General features: G+C 74.6%; 12 protein-coding genes. All 12 read left to right on the top strand.

Going from position 1 to position 13691, the window contains the following annotated elements; genetic code table 11:
* Window positions 1–27: 27 nt before the first annotated feature.
* The 12 genes from lipA to lipB all read left to right on the top strand — a co-directional run bounded on the left by lipA (window position 28) and on the right by lipB (window position 13689).
* A complete protein-coding gene (gene lipA / locus AMOR_RS28575; RefSeq protein WP_248357162.1) occupies window positions 28–1014 on the top strand; it encodes a lipoyl synthase in 987 nt (328 codons plus the stop codon).
* Window positions 1015–1029: 15 nt separating this feature from the next.
* Window positions 1030–2220, top strand: a complete 1191-nt coding sequence (locus AMOR_RS28570) for a thiamine pyrophosphate-dependent dehydrogenase E1 component subunit alpha (protein ID WP_248357161.1) — start codon at window positions 1030–1032, stop codon at window positions 2218–2220.
* Window positions 2221–2233: 13 nt separating this feature from the next.
* Window positions 2234–3208: an alpha-ketoacid dehydrogenase subunit beta gene (locus AMOR_RS28565; protein ID WP_248357160.1), complete on the top strand. Its 975-nt coding sequence runs from the start codon at window positions 2234–2236 to the stop codon at window positions 3206–3208.
* 16 nt (window positions 3209–3224) lie between these two features.
* A complete protein-coding gene (locus tag AMOR_RS28560) occupies window positions 3225–4577 on the top strand; it encodes a dihydrolipoamide acetyltransferase family protein (RefSeq protein WP_248357159.1) in 1353 nt (450 codons plus the stop codon).
* Window positions 4578–4739: 162 nt separating this feature from the next.
* Window positions 4740–6539 (top strand): PQQ-like beta-propeller repeat protein, encoded by a 1800-nt coding sequence (locus tag AMOR_RS28555; RefSeq protein ID WP_248357158.1) that lies wholly within the window; start codon window positions 4740–4742, stop codon window positions 6537–6539.
* 156 nt (window positions 6540–6695) lie between these two features.
* Entirely contained in the window at window positions 6696–8273 is a 1578-nt protein-coding gene (locus AMOR_RS28550; RefSeq protein ID WP_248357157.1) for a YiiX/YebB-like N1pC/P60 family cysteine hydrolase, read from the top strand.
* A complete protein-coding gene (locus AMOR_RS28545; RefSeq protein ID WP_248357156.1) occupies window positions 8270–9046 on the top strand; it encodes a TatD family hydrolase in 777 nt (258 codons plus the stop codon). Before AMOR_RS28550 ends, AMOR_RS28545 begins: the two co-directional genes overlap by 4 nt.
* Window positions 9047–9199: 153 nt before the next feature.
* A complete protein-coding gene (locus AMOR_RS28540) occupies window positions 9200–9646 on the top strand; it encodes a DoxX family membrane protein (RefSeq protein ID WP_248357155.1) in 447 nt (148 codons plus the stop codon).
* A gap of 57 nt (window positions 9647–9703) precedes the next feature.
* Complete coding sequence (locus AMOR_RS28535) at window positions 9704–10036, top strand: hypothetical protein (protein ID WP_248357154.1); 333 nt, start codon at window positions 9704–9706, stop codon at window positions 10034–10036.
* A 79-nt stretch (window positions 10037–10115) separates the two neighbouring features.
* Window positions 10116–10961 carry a tRNA threonylcarbamoyladenosine dehydratase gene (locus AMOR_RS28530; RefSeq protein WP_248357153.1) on the top strand — a complete coding sequence of 282 codons (846 nt, stop codon included), beginning with the start codon at window positions 10116–10118 and terminating at the stop codon, window positions 10959–10961.
* A 155-nt stretch (window positions 10962–11116) separates the two neighbouring features.
* Window positions 11117–12565 carry a dihydrolipoyl dehydrogenase gene (lpdA, locus tag AMOR_RS28525; protein ID WP_248357152.1) on the top strand — a complete coding sequence of 483 codons (1449 nt, stop codon included), beginning with the start codon at window positions 11117–11119 and terminating at the stop codon, window positions 12563–12565.
* On the top strand, window positions 12562–13689 hold the full coding sequence (lipB, locus tag AMOR_RS28520; protein WP_248357151.1) for a lipoyl(octanoyl) transferase LipB: 1128 nt from the start codon (window positions 12562–12564) through the stop codon (window positions 13687–13689). Before lpdA ends, lipB begins: the two co-directional genes overlap by 4 nt.
* Window positions 13690–13691: the final 2 nt, after the last annotated feature.

Genomic DNA, 13691 nt, shown 5'->3' with positions numbered 1-13691 from the left:
GCGTCGCTACATCGGCGGCGGCCAACAATGTCCGACACCCCTCGAACCAGCCTGCCGATCCTCGGCGATGCCGCGCCGACGAGCCGCCGCGAGCTCGCCGCCACGATGCGCGAGCGCGGAATCCCGATGGAGGCGCGGAAGCCCGGCTGGCTTCGGGTGAACGTGCCCGGCGGGGAGCGCTACCAGAAGGTGAAGGACACGCTGCGCGGCCTGCGGCTGCACACGGTCTGCGCCGAGGCGCACTGCCCCAACGTCGCGGAGTGCTGGGGTGGCGGCACCGCCACCGTCATGCTCATGGGCGACGTCTGCACGCGCGGCTGCCGGTTCTGCAACGTGAAGACCGCGGCGCAGCCGCCTCCGCTCGATCCGGACGAGCCGCGCCACCTCGCCGAGGCCATCGCGGAGCTCGGCCTCGACTACATCGTCGTGACGAGCGTCGACCGGGACGACCTGCCCGACGGCGGCGCCGGCCACTTCGCCGACGCGATCCGGCGCCTCAAGGCGATCCCGCGCCTGCTCGTCGAGGTGCTCACGCCGGACTTCCGCGGCGACGCGGAGGCGATCCGCACGGTCGGGCGCGCGGCGCCGGACGTGTTCGCGAACAACATCGAGACCGTCCGCCGGCTCACGCCGGTCGTGCGGGACGCGAAGGCGGGGTACGACCAGACGCTCGACGTGCTCGCCCGGATGAAGCGCGAGTTCCCGGCCATCGTCACGAAGTCCTCGATCATGGTCGGGCTCGGCGAGCGCGAGGCGGAGGTGGTCGAGACGATGAAGGACCTCCGCGCGAACGGCGTCGAGATCCTCACGCTCGGCCAGTACCTGCGCCCGAGCGCGTGGCACCTGCCGGTCGTCGAGTGGGTCACCCCGGAGCGGTTCGCCGCGTACCGGGAGCAGGGGCTCGCCCTGGGGTTCCGTTACGTCGCGAGCGGGCCGCTGGTCCGCTCGTCCTACCGCGCCGCCGAGCTGTTCCTCCGGGGCGAGATCGAGGCGAGGTCCGCCGCCGTCCGCTAGCGAGGGGAGCCTGACATGCGTCGAGAGCACGAGGTGGGTCCCGCGACCAGGCGGCGTCACCCGGCGGACGTCGACCAGCCGGGCTTCTTCCTCCGCGAGTTCCCGCTCCAGACCGTCATCCAGGAGGACGGCACGGCGGAGCCCTCCGAGGTCCCGCTCGCGGACGCGGAGCTCCTCCACCTGTACCGCTGGATGGTGCTGAACCGCTCGCTCGACGAGCGGATGATCACGCTCCAGCGGCAGGGGCGGATCGGCTTCTACATCGGGTCGATCGGGGAGGAGGCGACCGTCCTCGGCGCGGCGGCGGGCGTCGACGCGCGCGACTGGATCTTCCCGTGCTACCGCGAGCACGGGGCGGCGCTCCTTCGCGGCATGCCGCTCGTCACGTTCCTCTGCGATCTCTTCGGTAACGCCGGCGACGCGATGAAGGGCCGGCAGATGCCCTGCCACGAGGCGTGGCGGCCGGGGCGTTTCGCCTCCATCAGCTCGCCCATCGCGACCGAGATCACGCACGCGGTGGGCGCCGCCTGGGCCGCGCGCCTCAAGGGCGACGACATGGTCGCGCTCACGTACTTCGGCGAGGGCGCGACGAGCGCGCACGACTTCCACACCGGCCTCAACTTCGCCGCGGTCCGGAAGATCCCGGTCATCTTCGTCTGCCGGAACAACGGCTGGGCGATCAGCGTCCCGCGCGAGCGACAGACCGCCTCCGAGACCATCGCGCAGAAGGCCATCGCCTACGGGATGCACGGCGAGCGGGTGGACGGGAACGACCTCCTCGCGGTGCTGGGCGCGACGCTCCGGGCCCGGGCGCGCGCGGCGGCGGGGCAGGGCCCGACGCTGCTCGAGTGCGTCACCTACCGCGTCGAGGGCCACTCGACCTCGGACGATCCGCGCGCGTACCGGCCCGCGGCGCTGGTCGAGCCGTGGAAGAAGAAGGACCCGATCCTGCGCATGCGCCGATTCCTCTCGCTCCGCGGCGCGCTGGACGACGCCGGCGACGCGCGGATCCGCGACGAGGTGCGCGAGGAGATCCAGCGCGCGCTGAAGGACGCGGAGGCGTTCCCGCCGAAGCCGCCCCTCGAGACGCTCTTCGCGGACGTGTACGAGGAGCCCCTCTGGCAGCAGCGCGAGCAGCTCCGGGAGCTCGAGGCGGCCGTGGCCGCCGACCCGCGGGTCGCGAACCCGCGCCACTCCGACGCCTGACCGGGGAGCGGTCATGCCGACGATGAACATCATCCAAGCAGTCAACGACGCGCTGCGCATCGCCATGCGCAAGGATCCGGACGTCGTGGTGATGGGCGAGGACGTCGGGAAGTTCGGCGGCGTGTTCCGCGCGACGCAGGGCCTCTACGACGAGTTCGGTGCGGACCGGGTGATCGACACGCCGCTCGCGGAGGGCGGGATCGTCGGCACCGCGGTGGGTATGGCGCTCTACGGGCTGAAGCCCGTCCCGGAGATCCAGTTCGCGGACTTCATCTTCCCCGCGTTCGACCAGCTCGTGAACGAGGTCGCCAAGTACCGCTACCGCTCCGGCGGGCAGTACGCGTGCCCGCTGGTCATCCGGGCGCCGTACGGCGGCGGCATCAAGGGCGGCCACTATCATTCGCAGTCGCCCGAGGCGCACTTCGTCCACACCGCGGGGCTCAAGGTCGTCGTGCCCTCCAACCCGTTCGACGCGAAGGGCCTCCTGCTCTCGGCGATCCGGGATCCCGACCCGGTGCTCTTCTTCGAGCCGAAGCGCGTCTACCGCGCCGCGAAGGGCGACGTGCCGGAGGGCGACTACGCCGAGCCGCTCGGGAAGGCGCGCGTCACGCGGGCCGGCACGCAGGCGACGATCGTCGCCTGGGGCGCGATGTGGCACGAGGCCGACCAGGCGGCGCGGGAGGCGGCGGCGGAGGGGTACGACTGCGAGGTCCTGGACCTCCGGTCGCTTCAGCCGCTCGACGTGGACGCCCTGGTCGCGTCGGTCTCGAAGACGGGCCGCGCCATCGTCGTGCACGAGGCCCCGCGGACCTGCGGCTTCGGCGCGGAGCTCACGGCGCTGATCCAGGAGCGGTGCTTCCTGCACCTCGAGGCGCCGATCAAGCGCGTGACCGGCTTCGACACGCCGTTCCCGTACACGCTCGAGAACGAGTACCTGCCGCGCGCGCCCCGGATCCTGCAGGCGATCCGGGAGGTCGTCTCCTACTGACGTGGGGAGGTCCCCCGTGGCGTACAAGCTCGAGCTCCCCGACATCGGCGAGGGTGTGGTCGAGGCCGAGGTCCAGCAGTGGTTCGTCCAGCCCGGCGAGGTGGTCAGCGAGGACCAGCCGCTCGTCGAGGTGATGACCGACAAGGCGACCGTGGTCATCCCGTCGCCCAGGCGCGGCCGGATCGTGAAGCTCTTCTGGAAGATCGGCGACGTCGCGAAGGTGCACGAGCCGCTCGTCGAGATGGAGCTGGACGAGGGCGCGCCGCGGCCGGCGCCGGACTCGCCCGTGCGTGCGGCGGTCGCGGCGGCGGCCGACAGCGCCGCCGTCACCTCGGCGCCGCACACCGGCATCGTCGAGCCGGAGCGGCGCGGCGGCGAGCCCGAGCGCACCGCCGCGCAGAAGGCGCTCGCCACGCCCGCGGTCCGGGCGCTGGCGCGCGAGCTCGGCGTCGACGTGAACGGCGTCGCGGGGACGGGGCCGGGCGGGCGGGTCACGAAGGACGACCTCGCGCGCTACCGGAGCGGTCGAAACGGCCAGCCGCACCCGCTCGACGCGTCCGTGCAGGCGCAGCGGGCCGCCGCGGTCGCGGCGCGCGGGGCCGCCGTGGCGCCCCCGCCCGGGGCCGCGCCGCGTTCGTCCGCGCTCCCCGCAGCGCCGGACGGGGGAGAGGAGGAGCGGATCCCGCTCCGCGGCCTCCGCAAGCGCATCGCCGAGAACATGGCGCGGTCCAAGCGGACCGCGGCGCACTTCACGTTCGTCGAGCAGGCGGACGTGTCCGAGCTCGTGCGCGTGAAGGACCGGATCGCCGCGGCGGCGCGCGAGGAGGGCGTGAAGGTCACGTTCCTCCCGTTCGTGGTGAAGGCGGTCGTCGCCGCGCTCCGGAAGCACCCGAACCTCAACGCCGCGCTCGACGAGGAGCGGCAGGAGCTCGTGCTGAAGCGCCGATACGACATCGGCATCGCGTCCGCCACCGACGCCGGGCTGGTGGTCCCGGTGGTCCGCGGCGCCGACCGGCTGTCGCTCCTCGACGTCGCGCGCGAGATCGAGCGGCTCGCCGCGGACGCGAAGGCCGGGCGGTCCCGGCCCGAGGACATGGGCCGCTCGACCTTCACGATCACGAGCCTCGGCGCGCTCGGCGGGCTCTTCGCGACGCCCGTGCTGAATCACCCCGAGGTCGGCATCCTGGGCCTGCACCGGATCCGGCCGACGCCCGTCGTGCGCGACGGCCAGGTCGTCGTGCGGGACGTCATGCACGTCTCGGTGACGAGCGACCACCGGGTCGTCGACGGGCACGAGGCGGCGGCGTTCGCGTACGAGGTGATCCGGTCCCTGGAGCAGCCCGAGCTCCTGTTCATGCACCTCGCCTAGCGGCCGGGCCGTCGTCCCTCGCGCGCCCGCCTCCCCGCGCGCTCGCCGCCCCCGCGTCCCGGCCTACCCTGACCGGGGACTCACCCGCGCGTGCGCGCGGCCGGACATTCACGGTGGGTCACCCGGTGCAGCCTGCCGCGAGCGCGGGTGGTGGGGGCTTACATGTCACGTGTCGTGTGTGCCGGCGCGCTCGCCGCGCTCGTCGTCGTCGTCGCGTGCGGGGGCTCCCACGCCGCCGCCCCGGCCTGCACGCCGACGACGTGCGCGGCCGCCGGCGCGACCTGTGGAGAGCTCCCGGACGGCTGCGGCGGCACGCTCGCGTGCGGGACCTGCGCGCAGGGCGAGGCGTGCGGCGGCGGCCAGCCCAACGTGTGCGGGCCGGCGACCTGCGTCCCGACGACGTGCGAGGGCCTGGGGAAGGACTGCGGGCCGGTGTCCGACGGGTGCGGGCACGTGCTCGACTGCGGGGCGTGCCCCCAGGGCGAGACCTGCGGCGGCGGCGGCGTTGAGAACGTCTGCGGGAGGCCCGCGTGTGTCCCGTCGACGTGCCAGTCGCTCGCGAAGAACTGCGGGGACGTCGGCGACGGCTGCGGCGGGACCCTGCACTGCGGGACGTGCCCCGCGGGCCAGACCTGCGGCGGCGCCGGCACGGCCAACGTCTGCGGGCCCGCCGCGTGCACGCCGACCACGTGCGCCGCGCAGAAGAAGAACTGCGGGAAGATCTCCGACGGGTGCGGGCGCGAGCTCGACTGCGGGACGTGCCCGCAGGGCCAGCAGTGTGGCGCGGGTGGCACCGCCAACGTGTGCGCGGCCCCGCCGACGCCGCCGCCGCCGCCCGGGAACGTGCGGTGGTCCTTCGCGGTCTCGAGCCCGGGGCCGGACCAGGCGTGGGCCGCCGGGGGTGACGACGCGGGGGATCGCCTCCTCCTGTCCGTGACGCCGGACGAGACGGGGAACACGCACACGCTCCGGATCGACGCGCGCAGGCCCGACGGGAGCGAGGCGTGGTCGAGGACGTGGCCGTTCCGGGCGTCGCTTCCGTGGTCGGGCCCGTTCACGATGGCGGTGACGCCGCTCGGGAACGTCCTCGTCCTCGCCCGGCCGGCCTGCGACCGTTCCGACTGCACGAACGCGATCGACGCCGACCTCGGGGGCGGCGCGATCACGAGCGGCGCGGTCGTCAAGCTCGACCCGGACGGCGGGTTCCTGTGGCAGCAGACCTACCCCGGCGCGGTGGCGTACTCCGTCGCGACGGACGACGCGGGCGACGCGCTCGTCGCGTGGGCCCCGCCTTCCACGGCCCTGCAGCTCGACAAGCTCCGGTGGGACGGCACCCGCCTGTTCCGCGTGGACACCGGTGTCCGGCGCGACGTCGGTTTCGCTGCCACGCTCACGCCGTCCGGCGACGCGCTCGTTGCCGGCTCGACGGGGGAAGGGTTCGTGCTGCAGCGGCTCGGCGCGACCGGCGACGTCTCGTGGCGGGAGCCGCTGCCGGGCGGCGGGTACGTCTTCGGCATCGGGGCGACCGCGAAGTCGACCGTGGTCGTGCTGGCGCTGCGCACCGGCGACGTCTCCTTCGGCGGGTCGACGGTGCGGAGCGGCACGTTCGTCCTGTACGCGTTCGAGGCGGACGGGAGCCCGAGGTGGGCGCAGGGCGTCGAGGCGCTCGGCGCGCCGACGCTGGCGGTCGATCCGACGGGGCGGCTCGCCGTGGTCGGGCAGGGCAGCGGGTGCGGCGAGCTCGTGCTGCAGGCGCTGAACCTCGACGGCTCGGCGCTGTGGCGGCGAAGCCTGCCGACGGACGAGAAGACCTGCTGGTCCGTGTCGTCGCCGCTGGCCGCCTTCTACGGCGCGAACCACGAGCTCTTCGTCGGCGCCTCGTTCTGGAGCACGGTGATGCTCGGCGACGCGACGTACTCGCCGCGCGGCATGGACGCGTTCGGCGCCGAGCTCGCGCCGTGAGAAGGGCTCGGGCCCGGGCCTCACGCCTCGGCCCTCGGGCCGCGAGGCGGAGAGTCCCGGCTTCACGCGTTCGTCGTCGGTCCGAGGCCTCTCTTTGTCGAGGTCCGAGGCCCGCCTCGGGTACACTCGGGGTCGTCATCCGGAGGGAGACCACCCGTGCGCCTCGCCTTGCCGCTCGCTCTCGCCCTCGTCGCCGTGCTCCCGTCCCGCACCCGGGCCGCGGGGCCGTCGCCGGCGTCCTCGCCGCCCACACCAACCCAGGCTGCGACCGCCGCCGCCGACGACGCCCACCAGATCCTCCACGCGCGCGAGGAGCTCCTCCGGGTCGTCGCGTTCCTGCGGGAGCGGCCGGCGCTCCTCGATGGCCGTAGGAAGGACCTCCTCACCCGCGACGAGAAGCTGACGCTGTGGGGCGCGTGGGCGACGGTGCTGGATCACGCCGCCTTCCTGGAGGCGCGGCGCGCGGATCTGCGCGCGTGGTCCGTCGACCCGCGACGGAACGGCGGCCTCGCCCTGGCGCGCGGGCAGGCGGCGCTCTACGCCGCGTACCGCGCCGGCCTGGAGCTCATCGCGCTGCTCGACCGGAGCGCCGCGGCGCGGACGATCCTCGACGAGGCCGTCCCGGAGCTGGGGCTGCCGCCCGGCACGTTCAGCCGCTACAAGCTCCACCACCTGAACGCCGCGCGCGCCTCCGAGTTCGCAGCGCTCGAGGCGGTGACCGCGAAGGGGGCTCGGGACCTCGCTCGCGCGAGCGAGGCGCAGGTCGTCCCCACGGCCCTGGCGCGCGCGACGGCCGAGGACCGGGACGTGATCTGGAGGCTCGGGAAGGTGAAGGGGCTCGTCCTCACCGCGAAGAACGCGGTGCAGGTGGTGGGCGGCGCGGCCGCGGTCGCGTGGTTCCCCGTGCAGAAGGGCGTGTCCACCTGGATGGGCGACACGCGCGTCCGGCGCGGCGACACCGCGCTCGTCTCGGCCGCGCAGATCGCGGCGCTCCCGCCGCGGCTCGAGCCCGGCGACGTCCTCCTCGAGCGCCGCGAGTGGTACCTCTCGAACCTCGGGCTCCCCGGCTTCTGGACGCACGCGGCGCTGTACATCGGCACGCCCGAGGAGCGGCGCGCCTTCTTCGACGACCCGGGCGTGCGCGCGCTGGCGGTGGCCGAGGGCCAGGCGGACGGCGATCTCGAGGCGCTGCTCGCCCGCCGCTCGCCGGACGCCGCCGCCGCGAGCCGCGCGCCCGACGCGGCGGGCCACGCCCCCCGCGTCCTCGAGGCCATCTCCGAGGGCGTCTCCTTCACGTCGCTCGAGCACAGCGCGGCGGCGGACTCCGTCGCCGTGCTCCGGCCGCGCCTCGATCGGCGCGCCCGGGCGTTCGCGCTGCTCCGCGCGTTCCACTACGCCGGCCGCCCGTACGACTTCGACTTCGACTTCCTCACCGACTCGTCCCTCGTCTGCTCCGAGCTCGTCTACAAGGCCTACGAGCCCGGCCCGGGGATGCCGGGCGTCCGGTTCGACCTCGAGGAGATCGTCGGCCGCCGCATCGCGTCGCCGAACGGCATGGCGCGCCAGTTCGACGCGGAGGCCGCGGCGGGGAAGCCGCAGCTCGACCTCGTCCTGTTCCTCGACGGCTCCGAGCCGGCCGGCCGGGCGGACGAGGCGGACGAGGCCGCGTTCCGCGGGAGCTGGCGGCGGCCGAAGTGGCACGCCGTGGTGGCGCACGGGCCCGGGCCGCGGTGATCGACACCCACTGCCACCTGGACGGCGACGCGTTCGCCGGCGACCGCGACGCGGTGATCGCGCGGGCGCGCGCGGCCGGCGTCACCGACGTGGTGATCCCCGCCGTCGGTCCGGAGGGCTGGGCAGCGCTCCCGCCGCTGTGCGCCGCCGCGGCGGGGCTGCACTTCGGGCTCGGGATCCACCCGCAGCTCCTGCCCGAGCTGGCGCCGGCCGGGGATGATCGCCGCCTCGCGGACCTCGACGCAGCGCTCGCGCGCGGCGGGGCCGTCGCCGTCGGGGAGTGCGGGCTCGACGGGCCGAGCGTCGAGGCGGGCGCGCCGATGGACCGCCAGGTCGCGGTGCTGCGCGGTCACCTCGCCCTCGCGCGGACGCACCGGCTCCCGGTGATCGTTCACTGCCTCCGCGCCCACGACGCGCTCCTCGCGGTCCTCGCGGCGGAGCCGCTGCCGGCCGGCGGCGTCCTGCACAGCTGGTCGGGGAGCGCCGACCAGGTCCGCGCCTTCCTGTCGTTCGGGCTGCACTTCGCGTTCGCCGGCCCGGTGACGTACGCGCGCGCCCGCAAGCCGCTCGTCGCCGCGCGCGCCGTCCCGCGCGACCGGCTCCTCCTCGAGACGGACGCCCCCGACCAGACCCCGGCGCCGCACCGCGGCGGTCGCAACGAGCCGGCGTACCTTCCCCTCGTCGCGGCGGGCCTCGCCGCGGCGCTCGGCGTGTCCCCGGCGGAGCTCGACGCGACGACGACCGCGAACGCGCGGGCGCTCTTCCGGATCTGAACGTCCGCTGACCCCCGCACGGTGCGCGCCTCGCGGTTGCGGGGCCGCCCGATCGCCGGCAGGAGACGCCCACGCGACGCGGCCCGATGGGGCGGCGGCCCGACCCCGCTGCCACGCCGCGCGGGGTCGCGCGTCGAACGGGCGGAGGCGAAGATGCGCGCGGTCGAGGAACGGCTGAACGGGGCGTGGTGGCTCCTGCGGCTCGGGCTCGCCGCGAGCATCTTCGTCGCCGGCCTGGACAAGTTCTTCGACCGGCTCGCGCAGTGGTCCATGTACCTGAGCCCCGCCGCCGAGAAGCTCCTGCCGGTGAGCGGGGACGCCTTCCTGCGCGCCGCCGGCGTCGTCGAGATGGTCATCGGAGTCCTCGTCCTGACGCGCTGGACGCGGGTGGGTGCGTACGCGCTCGCGGCCTGGCTCCTCGCCATCGCGGCGAACCTCGCGCTCGCGGGGAGCTTCTGGGATCTCGTGATGCGCGACGCGGTGAACGCGCTCGCGGCGTACACGCTCGGGCGACTCACCGAGTGGCGCGCCGCGCTCGCCCCGCGGGCCGCGCCGCTCCGGCCGCCCGCGGTGCAGCAGCCCGGCGCGGCCAAGGCCTGATCTGGGAGGGTTTCACGACGGGGGCGCTCGCCCGCGTCCGCACAGGAGGAGGTCGTCATGAGGAAGCTCGTCGCGATGCTGGTCGTGCTCGGGATGCCCGCGGTGGTGCTCGCGGAGACCTGGCAGAAGGTCCCGATCGTCGACCACATGTGCTTGAACAAGGTGAAGGACGACACGTCGAAGCACCCGACGTCGTGCCTGCTCAAGTGCGCCAGCAGCGGGTACAGCGTGAAGACGGCCGACGGCTGGCTCAAGCTCGACGACAAGGGCAACCAGGACGCGGTCGCCGCGCTGAAGAAGACCGCGAAGAAGGAAGACATTCGCGTCGACGTCAGCGGCGAGAAGAAGGGCGACACGATCCAGGTGACGTCCCTCACGATCCCGGACTGACGCGCGGCGACGGCGGGAGGAGCCGGGCGGGCGCCCGCCCGGCCTCCCGGACCGCGGGCTCCGGTAGAATCCCGGGCCGATGACCGCTCCGCGCCGCGTCCCGCCCCGCCTCGATCGCACCGCCCGGCTCCTCGGCCTCGAGGCGATGGACCGCCTCGCCGCCGCGCACGTCGTGGTGCTCGGGCTCGGCGGCGTCGGCTCGTTCACCGCCGAGGCGCTCGCGCGCGCCGGCGTCGGCCGGCTCACGCTCGTCGACGGCGAGCGGATCGAGGAGTCGAACGCGAACCGGCAGCTGCACGCGCTCGACGGCGCGTTCGGCCGGTACAAGGCGGACGAGATGGCGTCCCGGCTCGCGCGCGTCCACGCGACCGCGCGGATCGAGGGCGTGGCGGCGCGCTACGCGCCCTCGACCGCGGAGCGGCTCGTGCCGGAGGGTGCCTCGTTCGTCGTCGACGCGATGGACACCGTCGTCGCGAAGCTGCACGTCATCGCGCGCTGCCTGGAGCGTCGGATCCCGGTCGTGACGGTGCTCGGCGCCGCGCGGCGGATCGACCCGACCGCCGTCCAGGTGACCGACCTCTGCGAGACGCACACCGACCAGCTCGGGAAGGACGTCCGGAAGTACCTCCGGCGCCGGCACGGGATCTCCGCCACCGCTCCGACCGGCGTCCTCGCCGTCTGGTCCGTCGAGGCGCCCCGGCCGACCCTGGCGCTGCCGGGGGACGAGGAGGGCATCCCGGGCGTGCGCGTCCGGGAGCCCGGCGAGCGCCGCCGGGAGCCGAGGTGCTACGGGAGCGCGGCCTTCGCCACCGGCGCGTTCGGCCTCGCGGCGGCGGCGGCCGTCGTGCAGCGGCTCACCGGCGTCGCGCCCGAGTGCCACCGCGTGCTCTCCGAGGCGGAGGCGAAGCGGCGCCGGAAGCGCTGACGCCCTTCGCCTCGCGACGCGCCGTCGCGCGAGGAGGTGTCCACCCGCCGGGAGGCGCCTTTTGCGTTTACGGCCGCCCGGCCCGTCGCTACAGTCCGCGCGACGCGCGCGCCCGCGCCGATTATGTCTCTGGCACCCTGGAAGGGGGATTCGCCATGGCCACCCAGACCTTCGACGCCGTCGTCATCGGCGCCGGCCCCGGCGGCTACGTCGCCGCCATCCGGCTCGCGCTCCTCGGACAGAAGACCGCCCTCGTGGATCGCGAGGCGCTCGGCGGCGTCTGCGTCAACTGGGGGTGCATCCCCTCGAAGGCGCTCATCGCCGCGGCGAACCTCGTGGAGGACATGAAGCACGCGTCGAACCGCGGGATCTTCGTCGAGGCGCCTCGCGTGGACATCGCCAAGCTCCGGGAGTTCAAGGACGCGGTGGTGAAGAAGATGGTGAGCGGCATCGGCTTCCTCGAGAAGGGGAACAGCGTCACCGTCGTGAAGGGCACCGCGGCGTTCGTGGCGCCCGGCGCGGTCGAGGTGACCGGGGCGGACGGCGCGAAGAGCCGGATCGAGGCGAAGGCGTTCATCGTCGCGACCGGCGCGCGCCCCATCGAGATCCCCGGCTTCCCCTTCGGGCCGGACGTCTGGAGCGCGAAGGAGGCGGTGGACCTGCCGGAGATCCCGAAGCGGCTCGTCTGCATCGGCGGCGGCGTCATCGGGATGGAGCTCGGCACCGTCTACGCGAAGCTCGGGTCGCAGGTGATCTTCCTCGAGGCGCTCCCGCAGATCCTCACCGGGATCGACCCGGACGCCGTGCGGCTCGTCCAGAAGGGGATCCGCCAGCGCGGCGGGGCCGTGCACGTGAGCGCGAAGGCGAAGGGGTACGAGCGGCGTGGGGACGAGCTGGTCGTCAAGGCGGAGATCGACGGGAAGGAGCAGGAGATCCCCTGCGACCGGATCCTGTGCGCGGTCGGTTTCAGGCCCGCACCCGCCGGGCTGGGGCTCGACCAGATCGGCGTCAAGCTCACGGAGCGCGGCTACGTCGAGGTGAACGAGCAGTACCGCACGAGCGTCCCGTCCATCTACGCCATCGGCGACATCGCCGGCCCACCGCTGCTCGCCCACAAGGCCTCGAAGGAAGGCGAGATCGCCGCCGAGGTCATCGCCGGCATGAAGTCGGCCCGGGACTGGGTGGCGCTCCCGGCGGCGATCTTCACCGACCCCGAGATCGCGGTCGTCGGCATGTCCGAGGACGACGCGCGCAACGCCGGCTACGATCCCATCGTCGGGAAGTTCGCGTTCGGCGCGCTCGGGCGCGCCGTCGCCATCGATCACGCCGAGGGGTTCGTGAAGGTGATCGGCGACCGCGCCTCGAAGCTCCTCCTCGGCGTGACGATCTGCGGGCCGGAGGCGTCCGACCTCATCGCCGAGGCGGCCCTCGCCCTGGAGATGGGTGCCTACCTCGAGGACGTCGCGCTCACGATCCACGCCCACCCGACGCTGCCGGAGGCGTTCATGGAGGCGTGCAAGGCCGCGCTCGGAGAGGCGATCCACATGCTCAACCGCCCGGAGCGGCCGCGGAAGGCCGAGGCCGGGGCTGCGGCGCGGGCATGACCGCCGCCGCGTCCCGCACGCTCCGGACGTACCGGCTCGGCCGCGTCGAGTACGAGGACGGCCTCGGCTTGATGCGCCTCGCCGGCGACGCCGTCCGCGGCGGGACGCCGCCCTCCACCGACTTCCTGTTCCTGCTCGAGCATCCGCCGGTCATCACGCTCGGCCGGAACGCCGCGACCGGGAACATCGTCGCCGCGCCCGCCTGGCTCGAGCGGCAGGGGTTCGAGATCCACGAGACCGATCGCGGCGGCGACGTCACGTATCACGGACCCGGTCAGATCGTCGGCTACCCGGTCCTCGATCTCTCGGATCGCCCGGACGTGCGCCGGTACGTGGCCGCGCTCGAGCAGGCGATGATCGACACCTGCGGCGACTACGGGGTCGAGGCGGGGCGGCACCCCGAGCACCGCGGCTGCTGGGTCGGCCGGAAGAAGATCGGCGCCGTCGGCGTGCACCTCTCGCGGTGGATCACCTCCCACGGGTTCGCGTTCAACGCCCATCCGGACCTCGGGCACTTCCAGGCCATCGTTCCGTGCGGGATCGCCGATCCGCGCCTCGGGGTGACGAGCCTCGCCGCCGAGCTCGCCGCGCGCGGCCGCCCCGCGCCGGAGGCGCCCGACGTCGAGAACCGGCTGGCGGCGCACCTCGGCGCCGCGCTCGGCCGGGTCCGCGTCGACGCGGGCCCCGACCTCCGGACCGTGTCGGTCGCCGCCATGGCCGAGGACGGGCGCGTGCTGCTGCTCCGCCGGAGCGCGGCGCGGGGCGGCTTCTGGCAGCAGGTGACCGGCCGGATCGAGCCGGGCGAGACGCCCGAGGCGGCCGCGCGGCGCGAGCTCCACGAGGAGACCGGGGCCGACGTCCCGGTCGTGTCGCTCGGGTATCGCCACGCGTTCGCCCTCGACCCGAGCGTGAACCGGGTCCGGCCCGGCGCGGTGGTCGTGGTCGAGGAGTCCGCGTTCGCGGCGCGCCTGCCGCCGGGCTTCTCGCCGCGCCTCTCCGACGAGCACGCCGAGCACGTGTTCCTGCCCCTGCCGGACGCCCTCGCCCGGCTCCGGTTCGCGGGCCTGCGGCGCGCGGTGCGCCTCGCGGCGGCCGCGCCCGCGCTCGCGTCGTCGGCCGCGTAGGC

Source organism: Anaeromyxobacter oryzae, assembly GCF_023169945.1.
GTDB lineage: Bacteria > Myxococcota > Myxococcia > Myxococcales > Anaeromyxobacteraceae > Anaeromyxobacter > Anaeromyxobacter oryzae.
The sequence above is the reverse complement of the archived record's forward strand: the minus strand, read 5'-3'. Positions and strand labels throughout refer to the sequence as shown.